Origin of the sequence: Actinospica robiniae DSM 44927 (assembly GCF_000504285.1) — a bacterium.
GTDB lineage: Bacteria > Actinomycetota > Actinomycetes > Streptomycetales > Catenulisporaceae > Actinospica > Actinospica robiniae.
Map to the genome: position 1 here is coordinate 2,838,070 of NZ_KI632511.1, position 18,243 is coordinate 2,856,312.

The 18,243-nt window shown below is 71.2% G+C and carries 19 protein-coding genes and 1 pseudogene; 7 read left to right on the forward strand and 13 right to left on the reverse strand.

Features of this window, described 5'->3' with window-relative positions; all coding sequences use genetic code 11:
- Positions 1 to 22: 22 nt before the first annotated feature.
- The gene (locus tag ACTRO_RS43200) at positions 23 to 610 is read left to right on the forward strand and encodes a hypothetical protein (RefSeq protein WP_157436092.1); all 588 of its coding nucleotides are present in this window, start codon (positions 23 to 25) and stop codon (positions 608 to 610) included.
- 145 nt (positions 611 to 755) lie between these two features.
- On the opposite strand, the gene ACTRO_RS12235 is transcribed toward ACTRO_RS43200, so the two are convergent.
- A complete protein-coding gene (locus ACTRO_RS12235; RefSeq protein ID WP_034263264.1) occupies positions 756 to 1,226 on the reverse strand; it encodes a DUF5709 domain-containing protein in 471 nt (156 codons plus the stop codon).
- The gene (locus tag ACTRO_RS12240) at positions 1,223 to 2,953 is read right to left on the reverse strand and encodes a catalase (protein ID WP_034263266.1); all 1,731 of its coding nucleotides are present in this window, start codon (positions 2,951 to 2,953) and stop codon (positions 1,223 to 1,225) included. The genes ACTRO_RS12235 and ACTRO_RS12240 overlap by 4 nt, the downstream gene beginning before the upstream one ends.
- Positions 2,954 to 3,267: 314 nt before the next feature.
- Here ACTRO_RS12240 and ACTRO_RS12245 point away from each other — a divergent pair, with 314 nt between their 5' ends.
- Positions 3,268 to 4,119, forward strand: a complete 852-nt coding sequence (locus tag ACTRO_RS12245) for an SDR family NAD(P)-dependent oxidoreductase (protein WP_051450712.1) — start codon at positions 3,268 to 3,270, stop codon at positions 4,117 to 4,119.
- A gap of 18 nt (positions 4,120 to 4,137) precedes the next feature.
- Here ACTRO_RS12245 and ACTRO_RS12250 read toward each other — a convergent pair whose 3' ends face one another.
- On the reverse strand, positions 4,138 to 4,695 hold the full coding sequence (locus ACTRO_RS12250) for a DUF488 domain-containing protein (protein ID WP_084316199.1): 558 nt from the start codon (positions 4,693 to 4,695) through the stop codon (positions 4,138 to 4,140).
- A gap of 199 nt (positions 4,696 to 4,894) precedes the next feature.
- On the opposite strand from ACTRO_RS12250, the gene ACTRO_RS12255 reads away from it, so the two are divergent.
- Positions 4,895 to 6,121 carry a serine/threonine-protein kinase gene (locus tag ACTRO_RS12255; protein WP_034274489.1) on the forward strand — a complete coding sequence of 409 codons (1,227 nt, stop codon included), beginning with the start codon at positions 4,895 to 4,897 and terminating at the stop codon, positions 6,119 to 6,121.
- A 3-nt stretch (positions 6,122 to 6,124) separates the two neighbouring features.
- Here ACTRO_RS12255 and ACTRO_RS50915 read toward each other — a convergent pair whose 3' ends face one another.
- The 4 genes and pseudogenes from ACTRO_RS50915 to ACTRO_RS12270 form a co-directional block, all read right to left on the reverse strand.
- Positions 6,125 to 6,580 carry an aromatic-ring hydroxylase C-terminal domain-containing protein gene (locus tag ACTRO_RS50915; RefSeq protein ID WP_342673761.1) on the reverse strand — a complete coding sequence of 152 codons (456 nt, stop codon included), beginning with the start codon at positions 6,578 to 6,580 and terminating at the stop codon, positions 6,125 to 6,127.
- Between the two features lie 117 nt (positions 6,581 to 6,697).
- Positions 6,698 to 7,144: pseudogene (locus ACTRO_RS50920) on the reverse strand (FAD-dependent monooxygenase); the annotation flags it as partial.
- Positions 7,145 to 7,225: 81 nt separating this feature from the next.
- Positions 7,226 to 8,125: an IS982 family transposase gene (locus ACTRO_RS12265; RefSeq protein WP_034263273.1), complete on the reverse strand. Its 900-nt coding sequence runs from the start codon at positions 8,123 to 8,125 to the stop codon at positions 7,226 to 7,228.
- 114 nt (positions 8,126 to 8,239) lie between these two features.
- Positions 8,240 to 8,596, reverse strand: coding sequence for an FAD-dependent monooxygenase (locus ACTRO_RS12270; RefSeq protein ID WP_281177965.1), 357 nt, complete (start codon positions 8,594 to 8,596; stop codon positions 8,240 to 8,242).
- On the opposite strand from ACTRO_RS12270, the gene ACTRO_RS12275 reads away from it, so the two are divergent.
- Entirely contained in the window at positions 8,564 to 9,106 is a 543-nt protein-coding gene (locus ACTRO_RS12275) for a TetR family transcriptional regulator (RefSeq protein WP_281177966.1), read from the forward strand. The genes ACTRO_RS12270 and ACTRO_RS12275 overlap by 33 nt on opposite strands.
- A 567-nt stretch (positions 9,107 to 9,673) precedes the next feature.
- Entirely contained in the window at positions 9,674 to 10,834 is a 1,161-nt protein-coding gene (locus tag ACTRO_RS12280; RefSeq protein ID WP_034263277.1) for a carboxylate-amine ligase, read from the forward strand.
- Positions 10,835 to 10,848: 14 nt separating this feature from the next.
- Here ACTRO_RS12280 and ACTRO_RS47140 read toward each other — a convergent pair whose 3' ends face one another.
- On the reverse strand, positions 10,849 to 11,697 hold the full coding sequence (locus ACTRO_RS47140; RefSeq protein ID WP_157436094.1) for a hypothetical protein: 849 nt from the start codon (positions 11,695 to 11,697) through the stop codon (positions 10,849 to 10,851).
- Positions 11,698 to 12,172: 475 nt separating this feature from the next.
- Here ACTRO_RS47140 and ACTRO_RS12290 point away from each other — a divergent pair, with 475 nt between their 5' ends.
- Positions 12,173 to 12,358, forward strand: a complete 186-nt coding sequence (locus ACTRO_RS12290; protein WP_034263278.1) for a hypothetical protein — start codon at positions 12,173 to 12,175, stop codon at positions 12,356 to 12,358.
- Positions 12,359 to 12,414: 56 nt separating this feature from the next.
- Here ACTRO_RS12290 and ACTRO_RS43210 read toward each other — a convergent pair whose 3' ends face one another.
- Both ACTRO_RS43210 and ACTRO_RS12300 read right to left on the reverse strand, forming a co-directional pair.
- Positions 12,415 to 13,104 carry a hypothetical protein gene (locus ACTRO_RS43210; protein WP_051450717.1) on the reverse strand — a complete coding sequence of 230 codons (690 nt, stop codon included), beginning with the start codon at positions 13,102 to 13,104 and terminating at the stop codon, positions 12,415 to 12,417.
- A gap of 607 nt (positions 13,105 to 13,711) precedes the next feature.
- Entirely contained in the window at positions 13,712 to 14,944 is a 1,233-nt protein-coding gene (locus ACTRO_RS12300; protein WP_051450718.1) for an NAD(P)/FAD-dependent oxidoreductase, read from the reverse strand.
- 127 nt (positions 14,945 to 15,071) lie between these two features.
- Between ACTRO_RS12300 and ACTRO_RS12305 the strand changes: the two genes are divergently transcribed.
- Positions 15,072 to 15,893, forward strand: coding sequence for a class I SAM-dependent methyltransferase (locus ACTRO_RS12305; protein ID WP_034263279.1), 822 nt, complete (start codon positions 15,072 to 15,074; stop codon positions 15,891 to 15,893).
- On the opposite strand, the gene ACTRO_RS12310 is transcribed toward ACTRO_RS12305, so the two are convergent.
- The 3 genes from ACTRO_RS12310 to ACTRO_RS12320 all read right to left on the reverse strand — a co-directional run bounded on the left by ACTRO_RS12310 (position 15,894) and on the right by ACTRO_RS12320 (position 18,134).
- The gene (locus ACTRO_RS12310; RefSeq protein ID WP_034274503.1) at positions 15,894 to 16,793 is read right to left on the reverse strand and encodes a hypothetical protein; all 900 of its coding nucleotides are present in this window, start codon (positions 16,791 to 16,793) and stop codon (positions 15,894 to 15,896) included. It lies immediately after the preceding gene.
- Positions 16,794 to 16,914: 121 nt separating this feature from the next.
- Positions 16,915 to 17,688, reverse strand: a complete 774-nt coding sequence (locus ACTRO_RS12315) for an IPT/TIG domain-containing protein (protein ID WP_051450719.1) — start codon at positions 17,686 to 17,688, stop codon at positions 16,915 to 16,917.
- Positions 17,673 to 18,134: a hypothetical protein gene (locus ACTRO_RS12320; protein ID WP_034263281.1), complete on the reverse strand. Its 462-nt coding sequence runs from the start codon at positions 18,132 to 18,134 to the stop codon at positions 17,673 to 17,675. Before ACTRO_RS12320 ends, ACTRO_RS12315 begins: the two co-directional genes overlap by 16 nt.
- Positions 18,135 to 18,243: the final 109 nt, after the last annotated feature.

Here is an 18,243-nt window from a genome sequence, read left to right on the forward strand (position 1 = left end):
CGGACTTACCTGGAGGCATTCGATGAACACGTACCGCCGCATGGCCATGACCGTAACGACGACCTGCGCGGCAATCGCGTCGCTGGGCGCGTGCTCCGCCGGGGTGACCTCGGCGGACCCGAAGACGCCCGTCTCCGCTGCCGTGAGCCGCGCCGGATCCTCGCCGACCGCGTCCCCCACTCATGCGACGTCGGCTTCCGCCGCTGCGGCCGGTACGGTCCACGTAGACGGGCCGATCGGTTCCTTCCCGATTCCGAGCGGTGCGCAGGTGGTGGCGAACATGCCCTGCGGCAAGGAGGTCCTCATCGAGCTGGGCTCGGTGACCCCCACTCAGGCGTCGACCTTCTACACTGCGGCTCTTCCTCAGGCGGGCTACCAGATCACGGTCAACACACTGAGTTCCGACCCCACCACCGGGGCCGCGAAGGGCATGGCGGAGTTCACCTTCACCGGCCACGGATATACGGGCCTGATCATCGCGATGGCCAACCTCGGCGCGGACGCTTCCGCTGATCCTTCCGTGGGCAGTCTGCCCGGCAACATGGCCGAGAACGCCGTCGAGATCTCGCTGACCCCGGCCGGCACGACCCCCAAGTCTTCGTGCGGCTGACGCTGAGGACGGGGCGCCAGTGTCGTCGCTCCTCGACACCCTGCGGTCATGGACCCTGCCGAGGCGGATGCTCATCGCGAAGAAGCGAGACGGCTCGCAGTAGTCTTCAGACTACTGCGAGCCGTCTCGCTTTGACGCAGATCTCTTACTCCCGATCGATGTCGGGGTCCTCCTCCACGTGCACCGCCGCTTCCTCGGCGCTCGCGGCACCGGCGTCGATGCCGACGTCGGACGCCGTCAGCTCATTGTCGGTGTCGGAGTGGGTGCCTTCGTCCGGCGCGACCAGCCGGCCGGACCGAGCGCCCCCCGCCTCCGGGTCGATCGGTTCGCCGGTGCCGCCGGGCAGGTCGCCGACCCCGTCCCGCTGCTGGTCCTCGCCCACGTCGGGCTCCTCTTGGGCCAACCGCTCATCGAGCGTCTCGCCCTCGCGCTGCTCCGCCGCGGTGATGCCGATCTTCTCGGCTCCCAGCGGTTTCTCCGGCGGCGAGTAACCCTCGTCGAGGGTCTCGTCGTAGTCGCGCTCGCCGACCGCGTCCTCGAGGTCGAGGGGCGCCGCGTCGGCCTGTTCCTCGTTCTCGGGCTGGTAGACGTCGTCGCCCATCTCGTCGTCGCTCATGAAGCGGCCCCGGTGAGCGAGGGGAAGCGGTCCCAGACCCGGTGCGTGCCCATCAGCTCGCTGATCTGACTCAGCACGGTCGTGCCGTCGGCGCCGACGACGATGCCCGGCGCGTCGCCGGGAATGCCGGTGGCCCGTAGGGCGAGTTCGCCGTCTCCCCAGGCGCCGATGGCTTTCGAGTGCCGCCAGGCCTCAGTGAGCAGCAGGGTGATTCGCGGGTCCACGGCGTGCTGCGCGCCGGTGGGGGCGCCCGCTTTGGCGTCGCGGCTGGGGTGCGCGTCCGGGGCGGGCGCGGGGGCGCCGGCGAAGAACGGGCAGCCGCCGTCGAGCGAGTTGGGCTTGTACGGCGCCACGCCGGTGTGCACCGCGTCCTGGTGGAAGCCGTCGCGCAGCATGTCGTTGACCGGCGCGTGGGTGCGGTTGATCGGGATCTGGGCGAAGTTCGGGCCGCCCAGCCGGGTGATCTGGGTGTCGAGGTAGGAGAAGAGCCGGCCGGCCAGCAGCGCGTCGTCGGTGACGTCGATGCCGGGCACGAGGTGGCCGACGTGGAAGGCGACCTGCTCGACCTCGGCGAAGAAGTTCGTCGGGTTGCCGTTGAGGGTCATCAGGCCGAGCGGCCGCACCGGGGCGAGCTCTTCCGGGACGATCTTGGTGGGGTCGAGCAGGTCGATGCCCTCGAAGGTCTGCTCGGGGGTGTCCGGGAAGGTCTGCACGCCGAGCTCCCACTGCGGGTAGGCGCCGGCCTCGATGGCGTCGTAGAGGTCGCGGCGGTGGAAGTCCGGGTCGGCGCCGCCGATCAGCTGCGCCTCCTCCCACACCAGCGAGTGCACGCCGAGCTTCGGCTTCCAGTGCCACTTGACCAGGGTGCTCTCCCCCGCCGCGTTGACCAGGCGGAACGTGTGGACGCCGAAGCCCTCCATCATCCGGAACGAGCGCGGGATGCCGCGGTCGGACATGTTCCACAGGGTGTGGTGGGTGGCTTCGGTGTGCAGCGAGACGAAGTCCCAGAAGGTGTCGTGGGCGCTCTGCGCCTGCGGGATCTCCCGGTCCGGGTGCGGCTTGCCGGCGTGGATGACGTCCGGGAACTTGATCGCGTCCTGGATGAAGAAGACCGGCATGTTGTTGCCGACGAGGTCGAAGACGCCTTCATCGGTGTAGAACTTCGTGGCGAAGCCGCGGGTGTCGCGGACGGTGTCGGCCGAGCCGCGCGAGCCGAGCACGGTGGAGAAGCGCACGAACACCGGCGTCTCGACCTCGCCGGTGAGGAAGGCCGCCTTGGTGATCTTCGCGGCCGTGCCGTAGCTGCGGAACACCCCGTGCGCGCCGGCTCCGCGCGCGTGCACGACCCGCTCGGGGATGCGCTCGTGGTCGAAGTGCATGACCTTCTCGCGCAGGTGGTGGTCCTGCAGCAGGATCGGCCCGCGCGGGCCCGCCTTGAGCGAGTGGTCGCTGTCCGGGAGGCGGACGCCCTGCGCGGTGGTGAGGTACTCGCCGTTCTGCGCCCGGGCGTCGTCGCCCGCGTCGGGTCCGCGGCCGGTGGCCGAGAGCGGCGCGGGCTGCGCCTGGTCCGGCTTCGGCGGCAGCGGCGCCCGGGGCTCGGTGGGTTCGGAGACCGTCGCCGGCTCCGCGCCGGGCGCGCCCGGCGCCTCGGCGTGCGGCCGATCGCCGCCGGAGGCCGCCTCCGTCATCTTCTCGACCATCTTCCTGACCGGACCAGGCTCGTTCATGGCACTCCCGCTCGTACGCACGCCTTCGTTCGGATAGCAGAGGACTGCGGCAGTCGGGGAGGTCCGCCGCGGTCGGCGGCCGGGTTCTGGGGCCGGCCTCCGGAGCGGCGGACCTCGTTCCGACGCGGCGCGACCCATGCCCCCCCACCGGGCAAACATGCGCGGCGGTGTGGAGATCAACCCGTTCGGGCCTGTCGCCCACGCGCATGACCGGGGCCGAAACGGGCACTACAGGCGACTGTCCGCAAGCCGCCGGATCGGCGGGCTTTGCCCGGCCCGCGGTCCCCCGGCCCGACGTGAGGAGAGCGGCACCGATGACTACCGGGGAAGAAACGCTGAGGATGGCGCCGACGCGGCAGATGGCCGTGGTCACCGGGGCGTCGAGCGGCATCGGCTCCGCCCTGGCGGACGAGCTCGTCGAACAGGGCTTCGACCTGGTCGTCGCCGCCGAGGACGAGGGCATCGTGGAGACGGCCGAGCGCCTCACCGCCCGCGGTGCGGTGGTCCGCCCGGTGCGGGCCGACCTGTCCACCTTCGACGGGGTGGAGCAGCTGGTCAGCGCCACCGGCTCGGTCGGCCGGCCGATCGAGGTGCTCGCGGTGAACGCGGGCGTCGGCGCCGGCGGCGGCGGCGGCGGCGATTTCGCCCGCGACCTCGATCTGGACACCGAGCTGCGCCTGGTCGCGCTCAACTGCGCCGGCTCGGTCCACCTGGCCAAGCGGATGCTGCCCGACATGGTCGAGCGGCACGCGGGCAAGGTGCTGTTCACCTCGTCGATCGCGGCCGCCGCGCCCGGGCCGTACCACGCCGTGTACGAGGCGTCGAAGGCGTTCGTCGGGCAGCTGTCGCAGTCGCTGCGCGAGGAGCTGCGCGACACCGGCGTGACGGTGACCTCGCTCATGCCCGGCCCGGCCGACACGAAGTTCTTCAAGCGGGCCCGCACGCAGGACACGAAACCCGGCTCCGGCCCGAAGGAGGACCCGGCCGACGTCGCCCGGGAGGCCTACCAGGGCCTGATGGCGGGCAAGGACCACGTGGTCGTCGGGTCGTGGCGGAGCAAGGCGCAGGCCGCGGCCGCCCGGGTCATGCCGGCGACCGCCGGCGCCAAGACGCAGCGTTCGACGACCGAGTCGGGTTCCGATTCCAGCTCCGACTCCAAGGGCTGATGAGTTCGGGTACCTCGGTCACGGGTTGTTCTTCCCATCGAGGTCGTAGACCAGCAGTCCGTCGTCGCGCAGCCGCGCCCCGGCGGTCGGGGTGTGCGGCGCGAGCCTGCCGTCGTGCATCAGGTGTCGCACTTCGTCGCCGCGGGCCAGGACGGCGAAGTCCGCGATGATGCGGCGGTGGCAGCGCCACCACACCGTCTCGCTGCACATGACGGCCGTGCGGACGGCGTCGGCGCCCACCTGGGTCAGCAGCTCGTCCATCGCGGCGACGAACTCTGGGTCGCGGGTGTAGCCGGCGTAGCCGCGGAAGGAATCGTTGCGCCAGAAGGTGTCGGGCGAGTCTGGGGCCGTCTTGCGGAAGCCGCCGAGCCGCCCCTCCCAGCGGTACTCGACGCCCTCCTCCGGCAGCCACTGCAGCAGCCGCTCGCGGCCGACGTCCGGGTTGCGGCGGCTGCCGGGCGCGGTGCGCACGTCGACGATCCGGCCGATCGACGCGTCGCGCAGCAGCTCGGCGAGCTGAGGGCGCTCCAGCGTGCCGTGGCCGACGGTGAACAGCGGCAGCGATCCGGTTGGCATGGCGGGCGGGTACCCCGTTCGGCCCGTCCCACCGGCGGCGATGCCGCATCGGCGTTTCATCCGCCATTCGGGGGTTACCGGAAGATCTCGGACTCCGAGGTCCAGGCCGGAGGCAAGTCGTATGGGTCCCCTCACCCATCTGGGAACATCCACAGTCGCATGCAGTCTCACCGAAGACACCGAAGGTGCCGACACCGCCGTGCCCTCGGTCGAGCCACAACGGCCCGGGCAGTTCGTCGGCGGCCGGTACCGGCTCGTGCGCCGTCTCGGCGCCGGGGCCAGCGCGTATGTGTGGATCGCGCACGACGACCGGCTCGACCGCGACGTCGCGGTCAAGATCCTGCGGGCGACGGGCGAGGCCGGCGGCGCGGAGCAGCAGCGGCTGCGGCGCGAGGCGCACGCGCTCGCGCACCTGAACCACCCGGGCATCACCGCGGTGTACGACCTGGTCGAGGACGCGGACCCGGCCGAGGGCGCCCTCGCTCTCGTCACCGAACTGCTGACCGGCGAGGATCTGGCCGCCCGGCTCCGGCGCGGCGCGCTCGGGCTGGACGAGACGCTGCGGCTGTGCGCGCAGGTGGCCGACGCCCTCGATGCCGCGCACCGCGCCGGGGTGATCCACCGCGACGTCAAGCCGGCGAACGTCATGCTCACCGCGAACGGGGTCAAGCTGCTGGACTTCGGAATCGCCCGCACCGAGGCGGAGAGCGAGCTGACCGGGCCGTCGGCGATCGGGACGCCGGCGTGCATGGCGCCGGAGCAGTGGCTCGGCAAGACGCCCGAGCCCGCCACCGACGTCTACGCGCTCGGCTGCCTGCTCTACTGGTGCCTGGCCGGCCAGGCACCGTTCGCCCAGCGGGTGCTGCCCGCGCTCGCCGTGGCGCACCTCGAGGCCGCTCCGCCCGCGCTGCCCGACCGCGGCCAAGACGCGCGGATCGACGCGCTCTACCGGGCCTGCGTCGCCAAGGACCCGGCGGACCGGCCGACGGCCACGGCCGTCGCCGCCGCACTCGACCCGGCCCGCCGCGCCGCTCCGCCCGCACCCGCGCCCGTTCCCGCCGCGCGACGCCCCAGCCGCTGGCGCTCAGGGTCGGCCCGTTCACGCGCCGCGGTGATCGTGACCGGAGGCAGCCTCTGCCTCGCCGGCGCGATCGGCGTGCCGCTGGCCGCCTCGTCCTCGGCCGCGCAGCCCGTCAGCAGCAGCACCGTGACACACCCCACTCCGCGATCGACGACGTCGTCCACGCCGGCCGGCTCCGCTAGTAAGAGCACTGCGAGCTCATCCCCGCGTCACAGCAGCAAACCGGCGGTGCCGCCGCCTGCCGCCGGGGACGCCGGTGACAAGGCGTCGCATACCCAGCCGGTGCCGCCGGGGCTGGCCAAGAAGCCCGGCAAGACCCCGCCCGGGCACGTCTCCGGCCGGTAGCAATCAGAACCCTGCCGGAGTGCGGCTGAGAAGCGCGCGCACGATGCCGGGGAGGGTTTCCGGGCTCAGGCCGCGGTCCGAACGGGCCGCGACGTGGGCGTCCGGGCGCACGAGGACGGCGCCGTCGGCGGGAAGCTCACAGGCGTCGAACCACTCGCCCTTGCGGCACAACGCAATATCGATGCCGGTCTCGCGGCTCACTGCTTGCACGGCTTGCGACCAGTCGGCGGCCTCGGGGCCGACGAGTAGGGCGAATCCGGGTCCGCACAGGTCGAGGCTCGAGAGCTGCTCGCCTTGGCCAGCCTTGGAATCGGCTCCTGATTCGGCCCCTGATCCGGCCTCGAGCCACACGTGCGGCAGCCGGGTGCCGACCTGGCCGCTGAGCTGCTCGACCCACTCGCCATCAGCTGCGGCAACGTCGTCGGCCACGGCCGAGGAGATGTAGCGGTAGCGGGTCATGATGACGGCGGAGTCGAGTTGGCGAGCCACGTCCTTCTCGTTCTCGGTGGTCACGACGCCGTACCTGGCCAGGAAATCCGTGCGCAGCCTGGCCTGTGCGGCCGCGAGCACGGCGCGCGGACGCCGCTCGGCCTGGTAGGTGTCCAGGAGCGCGGGGTCGGCGTGGCCGGCCAAGACCGCCGGCAGCTTCCAGGCGAGGTTGTGCGCGTCGGCGATGCCGGTGTTGGCCCCGAATCCACCCCACGGCGCGTGCCGGTGCGCCGCGTCACCGGCGAGCAGAACCCTGCCAACGCGGTACGCGTCCGCGACGTGCACGCCGGTGTCCCAGGTACTGCCGGCCAGAATCTCGACCTTGATATCAGGGTCGCCTACTGCCGCGCGGACCAGTTCGGCGCAGCGCTGCGGCGGAAAGTCCTCCAGGCTCTCGCGCTGCGGGTCGAACTCGAAGTGGAACGACCACTCGTCCGTGTTGTTCTTGGACAGGATCACCCCGCGGACGGTCTCGTTCGCGACCTCGCACTGGCTGAACGTGCGCCCCTCGACCAGCTCGGACAGATCCGCCCGGGCGAAGACGTTGACCTAGATGACTGATCGGGTTTCATTGCGCGGGGGTGGCGCGAGCGTTTTGGCTGGTCGGGTCGTTGGTTAGTGGTCGTAGGCGATCAGGGAGCGCTTGACGTGCGCGCCGGTGCTCCAGTTGTGCCAGACGGCGGCGTTCAGGGCCAGGATGCGCTGGACTACGCGGGCGAACAGTCCGGACGGTTCATGTGCTCCTGGATGCTCGATGCCGAGTTGACCCTTGAGGGTGTCGATGACGGATTCGACCCGGTTGCGAAACCACTTGGGAAACACCCCCGGATCTGTCTCGTTGCGCATCGCCGGGCGCACCAGGACGACGCCTTGATCGAGGAGTTCCGCTTCGAAGGGTTTGCTGCGAAACCCCTTGTCGCCCACGGCCGTGGTGGCGTGGGGCATCGTCGTGTATGGCTGTTCCTGCATCAGGAGCACGGCCCGGCGCTCGTCGATGAGTTTCGGGTTGACCAGGACGAACCCGGTGACCAGGCCGTCAGCGGTGACCTCGAGGAGGAGTTTGCAGCCCCAGAAGTACACACTGTGGGACTTGTCGTAGCCGTAGCCGGCGTATCCGAACAGGTTCGAGCAGCGCACCGTCGTGCGCGAGGTTCCGCAGATCACCTTGGTCCCGTCGATCAGACGGACCACGTCCTGACTGGAGGGGCACGCGGTCGCGAGGTAGAACACCGTGTGCTGCATCAGCGGGCCCACGGCGCGCAGTCTCACGTTGTACTGCGATTGAGACAAGAGCCTGGGAAACAGGTGCCCGATCAGCTTCGGGGCCGAGCGGATCCAGTGGCGCTCGTCGTTGAAGCGCAGATGGGCTTGGGCTACGGCGATACACACGACCTCGGCGTCGGTAACCTCCGGCGGTCGACCGGGGCGGTCGGGGGCGGATTCCAGCGAAGGCATGATGCAGTCGGTCAGCGCCACGTAGAGTGCAGTCAGAAGGGTGTCCAGGTCGATGTGCATAGCGAACTCCCAGGTGAGATTGGTTATTCGCTATCCAGCCTGGACACCCTTCGTGATCGTTCACAGCAGATCGACGGGTTCGCCACCCCCACGCAATGAAACCCGATCAGTCATCTAGTGGTGGGTGGGCGGCAGCGTCCAGCTGGTGATGCCGAGCGTCTCGCGGATCGGGCTGGCGGCGCCGTCGGCGGCGATGACGTAGTCGGCCGTGAGAGCGCGTCCGTTCACGATCGCGGCCACGCCGTGCGCGTCCTGGCGCAGCTCGGTCAGTTCGGCGTCGAAGTGCACCTGGGCGCCGCGTTCCCGGGCGAGTCCGGTCAGCACCGGCTCGAGCAGCACCTGCGGGCAGAAGCAGAAGGATGACGGACTCGGGTCCGCGCCCATACTCGCGTGTAACGCAAGAAGCGCGAGCTGCGCGCCCGGATCGCGGACTGCGCGCTGCAGCTGTTCGCGGACAAGGGCTTCGACCAGACCACGGTGGCCGAGGTCGCCGCGGCGGCCGACGTGTCGGTCAAGACCGTGTTCAACTACTTCCCCGCCAAAGAAGACCTCTTCTTCGACCGGGCCGACGAGGTCGAACAGCGCTGGCTCGAAGCGGTGGCCGACCGCACGCCGGACGAGAGCGTCCTGGCCGGGCTGCGCCGCAGATCGCTCGGCCGCTTCGACGACCACCCGCACGGCCGGACCGCCCGCTTCCGCCGGGTGATGGCCGGCAGCGCCGCCCTGCAGGGCCGCGGCCAGCAGATGTGGGCAACACACGAGGACGCCATCGCCGCCGCCCTGGCCGAACTCCTCGGCGCGGCCCCGGCCGACCCGACTCCGCGCATCCTCGCGCACCAGGTGCTCAGCATCCACCCCCTCGCCCTGCGCGTGGCGGAGGAGCTCACCGCCCAGGGCGTCGAGGACGTGGAGGCCAAGGAACGGATCAGGGACCTGATCAATCGCTCGTTCGACATCCTCGAGCACGGCCGCGGCGCCTGACCCCATCCGACGTTCCTTTGAAGACCTGGCCCGACTCACCAGAAATCTGAAACTTCAATACTCGGAAGCACACTTCAGTCTTCTGTAGCCACAAAAGTCACAACGAACCCCGATGGCGGCTCCTTTGCCAGACAGGGACACACGGGCCCCCGGTAGGCTCGGCCTGCGGAGCCTTGTGCGCTCATCTCTGCCTGGCATGGGGTTTCCATCCCCTGGCTGACATCACGCCGGCAACCATGCGAAAAAATCTTGTTGCCACGGAATCTGTTCCCTGATAGCGCGAACTTCGTAGCGTTCTGTAGGAGGTCATCGCGGTGCTGGACCTTCCGAACGTCGGCATCTACGCGATCGGCTTCCCCGGCTAGGCCGTGCCATCCCAGGACGTCATAGCCGGCCTTGACGGCGGCTGTCAGCGCGGTGGCCTCGTAGCGTACGGCGAGCTCGTCGTGACGCGTGGCCACCGCGCTGTCTCGTGGATCCAGGGCTCCGCCTCGTAGCTCGCCAGGCGTATCAATCGGCTGCGCGGGTATCCGCCTCCTCTCGGATCACCCAACCGACGGAGGCGACGTGGTGGAGCAGGTTTTCGGGCGCGACCGCTTGACGTTCGGCGTCGAAGAGGAGTTTCTGCTGGTCGACGCCGAGACGCGGGTGGCGGCCGCACGGTCCGACCAGGTCATCGCGCAGGCCCGGTTGGAGCTCGGCGACCAGATCGAGTCCGAGTTCTATCTCAGTCAGCTCGAGACGCACAGCGAGCCGTGCGGCACCGCTGCCGAGCTGCGCCGCGATCTCGCCCGCTGCCGGCGCGTAGCGGCACGCGCCGCTCGGGACGCGCGATGCCTGCTGGTGGCCAGCCCTTGCGCGGTCCTCACCAGCCGGCCGCTGCCGATCCGCAGCTACGGCCGCTACCTGCGCCTCGCCGAGCATCTCGGCCCGGTGCTGGTGAAGGCCGACTGCGAGATCAGCGGCCTGCACGTGCACCTCGGCTCGCTCGGCCGCGGCGAGTCCCTGGCGCTGAGTGCTGCCCTGCGGCCCTGGCTCCCGGTGCTGCAGGCGCTCGCGGCCAATGCCCCCTTCGCCGCCGAGGCCGACACCGGCTGGGCCAGCCGACGCGGCCTGACGTACGGACGCTGGCCCACCGTCGGCCCGGCTCCGGTCCTCGACGAGCGCGGCTACGACAAGACCGTGGCCGAGCTCATCTCGACCGGCATCATCATCGACCCGGCGATGCTCTACTGGTACGCCCGGCCGAGCGCGCACTACCCGACGCTCGAGACCCGCGTGGCCGACGTGAACGGCGACCTCGACACGACCGTACTGCTCGCGGTTCTGCTCCGCGGCCTGGCCACCGTCATCCTGGCCGGCCTGGAACAGCGCCTGGACCACCGCCCCGGCGCGGGCAAGATCGACGACGACCGCCTCGTCGAGAACCACTACCGGGCGGCGCGGTACGGGATGGCCGCGCGCCTGTTCGACTCCGCGACCGGCCAGGACCAGCCGGTGCCGGCGCTGCTGGACGCGCTGCTCGAGTTCGCCGAGCCGGCCCTCGACGCCCTCGGCGACCTGCCGTTCGCCGTGTCCACCCTGCACCGCCTGCTGCGCGACGGCGGCGGCGCGGAGCGCCAGCGCGCCGAGTACGCCCGCACCGGCTCCTGGACCGGCCTGGTCGACTACCTCGCCCGCGAGACCATTGCGCTCAGCGACGACGAGGCCCGCTCCCCGGTGAGGTGAGATGACGTGCGGCGTCAGGCCGCGCGCCAGAAGTCGGCGTGACGCGCGACGTCGAGGAACTGGTGCCGCTCCTTCGCGGAGTAGACGGCCGGAAGGCTCCAGAGCATGTCCACGACGTTCTCGTCGCGGGCCGCGAGGACGTCGCAGGGTTCTCCGTCGTGGCCGGTGAACGCGCAGGCGTCGAGGCGCCCGATCCCGGCCCCGACCCATACGATCACCGGCCGGACCTTGACCGCCAGACCCGTGGCGTCACTGAGGATCCGCGTGGCCGAGTCCGCGTCATGGCCGCGTTCGTGCGAGCCGATGGGCGGCCCGGCCTGCTTGACGGTCAGGGCGAAGACGCCGGCCGGGCCGATGATCAGCCGGTCGAAGTCCGCGCCGACGCGCTTGCCGCCGGGCGAGAGCACCACCCAGCCGTCCCGCCGCAGCTTGGTCAGCGCGCGGTCGAGCACGCGCGCGGCCCGGTGGCCGGCTTCCGGCGCGGCGGGCGGTGCTGCGGGCGGCGTCAGGGACGGTGCCGCAGCAGGCGCCGCAGCCGGCGCGGGCTCGGGCGGCAGTTCGGCTGCCGGAACCGCTTCGGGTACTTCAGCCGCCTCAGAATCCTGATGGGCTTCAGGAGCTTCAGGGGCTTCAGGTGCTTCGGCCTCGGCCGGCGCCTGTGCCGCCCACACCTCCTCGACCACCCGTGCGGCGACGACGCCGTAGTCCAGGAAGTCCCAGAGCGCCCGGGCCACGGCGTGCACGCGGATCGGGTCGCCGACGGCGAACTCGCCCGACTGCCGGTCGTAGCGCCCCAGCTCCCGGCCGGTGAGCGCGTCGTTCACGTACAGCACGTCACGTCCGTCGCTCCAGGAACGTGACACGGAAAGCTCCACGGCTCCGCCCTCTCGTCGCCCGCCACCGCATCGAAACACAGGGTACGAAGACTCCCCATACCCTGGCCACCGGCGCACGGGGGTACGCGCCCGGGTGAACGGCTTGCGATCGGCCCGCGGCCGACGGCAACCTCGGCGGCGTGCGCGTCGTATGCACAGGTGTGTTCACAGAACTCAGATTCCACCGGGAAGGAAATCCTCTGATGAATCGCCGTTCCACCTCGCTGCTCGTCTCCACCGGCGTCGCGCCGGTGGACGGCCAAGAACGTCGGAAGTGCCGACCTGTGCGCGGGCCTCGTTCCCGACGACATCGCCGCACACCTGCCGCAATGCGCCTGAGAATCCTCTGCGCGTTGACGGCAACCTTCGCTGTGCCCTCGGCGTATGCACCGGTGTGGGGTCACGAGTGATGGATTCCGGCGCACGACCGGAGGTCTCGGCAACGGGGCGGGGAGGCTTGCCGGTGGAGGCGGAGTTCGGCGCGGTGACGCGTCCGCGCAGGGGGGACGCGGCGGACTCCAGCTCGGTGTTGTTCCGCTACGACCAGAGCACCGGTGCCTGGAGCGTGATCGAGTACGGCTCCTCCATGACCTGCACGGCCGTACCCGCCGAGGTCGTCGGGCATTTGCCTTACTGCTTCTCGGGCTGACCCTGGACATGGAGAAACCCCTCCCGGTGTGTCCGGGAGGGGTTTCGTCGTGTTTATCAGTGGTTGACGATGGTGGAGACGATGTGGGCGGCCTGGTCCTCCCACTGCGAGTACAGGGAGCCGTTGAAGGAGTCCTGGACGTCCTGGGCGGCGCGGTGCAGGGACATGCTCTGGTAGCCCGACGGCAGGTTCTTCAGGAACGCCTTGGCCGCGTAGGTCGGGTCGTTGAGCTGGCTCGGGGTGCCCCAGCCGCAGGAGGGGCGCTGCTGGAACAGGCCGAGGGAGTCGTGGTCGACCGCGACGTTGAGGTTCTGGAGCTTGGATTCCTGCATCGAGGTGGCAACCGCGATGGTCGCGGCGTACGGGGACAGGTGCATGTCCTCAGCGGCCTTGACGATGGAGGTGGCGTTGGACCACTGGTCGGAGTCCAGGGTGATGTGCGACTGGCTTCCGACGGTGCCGGTGGGCTCGAGGGTCGCGGTGGTGGAGCCGGCGAACAGGCTGGTCGGGGTCACGGCCTTGGCCGCGGTGGCGGTGGCGGTGGCCGGGGCGGGGCTGGCCGTGGTGGTCACGCTCGCGGGGGCGACGTGCGCGGTGGCGGGCTTGGCCGGGGCGGTGGCCGCGGAGGCGGTGATGGGCGCGACGCCGACGGCGATGCCGGCCAGGGCGAGGGCGGCGGCGGGGTAGTGGCGCGGGTTGGAGATGAAGGTGCGGAACGCGGAGGTGGACATGCGGTTCTTCAGCACGAGTTCTGGGGCCTCTCCTTCGGCCGCCTACCGGGTTAGCTGACGGGTTCGGGCGGAAGGGGAGTTCGCCCTACAGCCCCGTGCACGCCGTGACGCGGACGCACGGGGCTCCGTGCGGGGTGCGTCTGCTGGGTGCGGGGGGCCGATTCACCCCGGGGGACCGGCACGGTTGAGTGCCTGGTACTCATTGGGTCCCCGGCTCCGATCGGGTTCGCGCTGCGGGAGCTTCGTCGACCGCGGCGCCGCCCGGGTATCGGACTCGGCGGGTGCCCGGTGCCGGAACTTGTTTTCACGGCGTGGACCGGGCCACGACAAGAACATTACCCGAGATGACCGGTATGTCCAAATTCCGGCGGAAACTCAACCGACCGTGATGACGCCATTACCCGAGGTCAGGAAAAACCCACCCGAAAAGCCCGCGAAACACCCCAGAACCACCGCCCCACCTGCACGGACGCCCGACCAAGCGCCTTTCGCCGCATTCCGTGAAATACCCATAGCCGAGCGTAACAACGACCGCCCGCCGCTATTCTCCGCAATTCCATAAACGCGGAAAGCGACCACCCCGCCGCAATGTCACTTCATGAATCAATACAAACACCCAGCGTTATCGCGCGTGCCTGGCGATCCGCAATGCGGTGCCCGCCTGCAGGCGTCCGTCGCCGAACAGCATGTCGAACACGCCGCTCAGCACGCGCGGGTCGTTCTGGATCGCCCGGAGGACCACGCCGGCGGGGACGGCGTGGCGCAGCAGCGCCATGGTGAAGCGGCAGGAGAGGAAGTGCAGTCGATGGTCCGACCGGAAGCCCCGCTCGAACCCGGCCAGCGCGGTGCTCAGCGCGACGCCGTCGGCGAGGTCCACCGGCAGCGCGTCGACCAGGCGGCGGGCGGAGGTCATGGCGTAGGCGATGCCCTCGCCGCTGACCGGGTTGATCATCGAGGCGGCGTCGCCGATCAGCGCCGCCCGGCCGAAGGCCAGCTGCGGCATCCCCATCACGCCGGGCAGCTGATGCCCACGCTCCTGCCGCAGCTCGCCCAGCGCGACGCCGCGCTCCCGCAGGCGATCGGCGAACTGGCCGAGCAGCATGCGCAGGTCCACGCCGCGGTCGCGCAGCTGGGCGATGGGCAGGCCGACGCCGATGTTCACCGTGCCCTCGCCGACCGGGAAGATCCAGCCGTAGGAGGGCAGCAGGTCGGGGCTGAACTCGAAGAGCATGCTCGGGCCGTCGTCGAAGCCTTGGCTCTCGGCGTAGGCGCGCATGGCGACGCCGACGAACTTGCGGCTGGTCCGGTCCTCGCCGACCAGGTCCTTGCGTACCGCGGAGTACGCGCCGTCCGCGCCGATCACGAGGCGGGCCCGCACCCGCCGGCGCGCGCCCGCGGCGTCGCGCAGTTCGACGATGCGGCCGTGCTCGCCGACGTCGGCCATGCCGAGATAGCGGGTGCCGCTCAGGTCCTCGGCTCCGGAGGCGAGCGCCGCGCGGAACAGGTGCTCGTCGAACTCGAGGCGCGGCACCACGAACACGTCGGTGGACTTGCGCGGGAGGACCGGGACAGGGTTCTCACTCCGCTCCCCCGCGGGCCCGAACACGGTGACCGATTCGATCCGGCGCCGTCCGCCGAGCACGGAGTCCAGGTCCAGGTCGCGCAGCACCCGCACGGCGCCGGGGCCGATGCCGTCGCCGCAGGTCTTGTCCCGGGGGAAGGTCTCCCGGTCGATCAACGCGACGCTCAGTCCCCGGCGAGCCGCCGTGCACGCGGCGACCGCGCCAGCCGGGCCGGCGCCGACCACGGCGACATCGACGTCCGCGTCCGCGCCCGCGTCCCCATGATCAGCCATCTCGCCAGTCTGGCACAGCGCGGCCGGAGCGGTCGGCAGGCCCGGCGCGGCGACGCGCCGCCGGTGTCGGCGACCGGAGATGCTGTGCGCAGGTGACAATGCGATCAGCGACTGGAAGGAGCCTGATGTGGCGGAGGCGGGGTATGGCAGGGATCTGTTCGAGCCGGAAGACGCGGGAGAGGCCGCGCGCGTCGACCACGGAGCCCGGGCCTACGACGGGTTCACTCAGGCTCGGCTGAGCGCGCTGGGCGCCTCGAGCGGCGGCGCGGGCGCCGGAAGGCGGTGGCGCTGCCTCGACGTCGGCGCCGGGACCGGGACGATCAGCGGCTGGCTGGCCGAGCAGGCCTGGGTCGAGGAGGTGGTGGCCCTCGACCGCGATCCGAGGTTCGTCGCCACCCGTCCCGACGGCCGGCTGCGGACGCTGGTGGCGGACGTCACCGACCCGGCTCTCGACCCGGGCTCGTTCGACCTCGTCCACTGCCGCTTCGTGCTCATGCACCTGCCCTCATACGCGCAGATGCTGGCACGGCTCGCCGACTGGGTCGTCCCCGGCGGCTGGCTGGTGGTCGGCGACGCGGTCGACCTGACCACGGCCGGCTCGCCGCATCCCGCGTACCGGCGGACCATGGCTGCCATGTGGCAGGCGCTGCGCCGCCGGATCGGGACGGACGTCTCCTGGGTCACCGGCTACCCGCAGCTGCTGCGCGAGTCGGGCCTGCTCGAGGTCGGCGCGGAGGTCCTGCTGCCGCCGCTGGTTCCCGACGCGCCGATCACCGCCTTCTGGCGGACCACGTGGCTGAGCATGCGCGACGCGCTGGAGCAGCCGGGCGGCACCCTGGAGCCCGGCGTGCTCGACGAGGCGCTGGACTACCTGTCCTCGCCCGCCGTGGCCGACCTGTCCCCCGGCATGATCAGCGCGTGGGGGCGCCGGCCCGTCGAGCCTGCGTGATCATCGCCCGTTCGCCCGAAGGATCGACACGGCGCCGACGGTGGCGTACCCGCGCCATTCGAGCGCGGCCGCTTCGGAGTAGCTGGTGAAGTCGACGGCCCAGCCGCCATCCTCCAGCTGCCCGCTCTCCAAGCGGTCGAGGTCCCGGATCACCGCCTGCTCGTCGAGGAGTCCGCGTACGGGCCGGCCGGGCCTGGGGGCGTAGTCCAGCAGGTGCAGCGTCTCGCCCTCCGCTCCCCCGGCCACCGGGACCGCACCGTCTTCGGGCACGAACTTGCCGACGTGCCGCAACAGCTCCAGCGCTTCCGGCCGGGTGTCGGCGGCGGCGTCGAGGAAGCCCAGCACGAAGGAGAGCACGTAGGCGAAGGGTGCTTCATCGAGGGCTGCGATCGCGTCGAAGCAGTACCGGGTGACCTTCTCCAGCCACGGATGCCCGGTGATCCGCAGGTCGAAGCGGGCGGCGCGGTGGGCTTGGGCCGCGACCGCGGCGGTGATCTGCAGCGACGAGGTGCCGGTGTCGGCCTGGGCCCAGAACGGAGCGCAGGCCGTCGGGTCGGCGACGGGCAGCGCGAAGGGCAGGCCGCCGTCCTCGAGCGTGGCCCGGTGCAGCCAGTCGAGCAGAGCCGGCGTGGCCAAGGCGGTCTCGGGCCCGACGTCGGCGATGGCTTCCAGCGCGTGCAGCGCGCCGGCCGGCTGGCTCTCGGGCGCCCGCAGATCGGGCTCCATCCCCCAGCCGTAGCCGTCGTCGGCGTTGCGGTAGCCGTCCAGCGCCGCGAGCACGGCCCGCCGGTTCTCGACGGTCGGGCCCGCGTCGGTGGCGAGCAGGGCGAAGCGGCGCCGGTCGAGCACCCGCCCGTACCCGGCGAGGAACGAAGCAGCCTTCTGCAAGTCGATACTCATGGGGCCCACGTTGCCACGCCGGGGCGCTGCGGTCTTGAACGAAACGGTCACACACGCCGGGCGCTCGCGGGAGTTGCGGAGCCTCGGGCGAGGTTCCGCAACTCCCGCGGACCACGTAGCGCTAACCGATGTTCAGCAGCCCGGCCGTCGCGCTGGACGGTCCGAGCGCGGGCGAGCCGGCGAAGGTCGCGGTGTAGCGGCCGGCCAGCAGGACCGCCAGCACCGAGCACGGCGCGTTGCACGTCGCGGTGCCGTGCGCGTTGGTCGTACCGGTACACACGGTCTTGCCGCCGACGCTGAAGGTGATGGTCGCCCCCGGCACCGGCTGCCCGGTGACGGTGTCGGTCAGGGTGGCCGACAGATCGAGGGTGACGGTCACCTGGCTGGGGCTCAGCGAGAACAGCAGCGGAGCGGCGGTCAGCTTCGTTCCGTCGACCGTGTAGGTGTACTGATCCGCGCCGCTCGAAGCGCTGGTGCCATACGGCGTGACGACCTTGACGTCGACGGTGCCCGCGGCCGCGGCGGCCGGGACGGTGGCGGTGATCGATCCGTCATTCGACACGGTGAACGTGGTGGCCGGAGTGCCGCCGAAGTCGACCGCGGTGGCGCCGGTGAAGGACGAACCGCTGATGGTGACGGTGCTGCCGCCGGCCACCGGTCCGCTGCCCGGACTCACGCCGGTGACTGCGGGGGCAGGAGGAATGTACGCATACTGATCGGCCGAGCCGGTCGCGCTGGTACCGGCGGGCGTGGCCACGGTCACGTCGACGGCGCCGGGCGCGTGCGGCGGGATCGTGGCGGTGACGGTGAAGTCGTTGACCACCTTGACGTTCGTCGCCGGCCCGGACACCCGCCGCGGTTCGCGGCCGGCGGGCCAGGCTATGCCGCAGGCCACAGCACGATCGAGGAGCTCGCCCGCTCGTTCCAGCGGCCCGGCGTCCAGAGAGTCACGGTGACCCTGGTGCCGTGGGCGGAGAACCATTCCCCGGCCTGCCGCGGCGCGAGCATGGACTGCCAGACCAGGGTGGACCCGGTGCAGGCCACCCGCTCACGGGTGTTCGCCTCGATCGCGCCGCGCGGGCCGTCCTGGCTGACCGAGACCTCCAGCTCGGCGTACGGGGCGGCGTCCTGGCACTGATAGGCGCCGCTGACGGTCAGCTGCCCCACCGAGACGCCCGCGCTGGTGGTGGAGATGCCGACCGAGGTGCCCGCGGCCAGGGCGGGTCCGGCGGCCAGGGCCACCGAGGCCGCCGCGATCACCGGAACCGCGGCGCGGCGCGCGATCCGTCCGGCCGCGCCGCCCGCCCCGGCCCCGCCGCCGCTCCTGCTGAAGATGGACATCAGTTCCCTCCATATCCCTGAGCCCCGCGGGACGCTCCCGGACCGGAGAGGACCACGTCCCTCTCCCGTCCGAGGCGCCCCAAGGCGCCCGCTGACTTACCCGATGCAC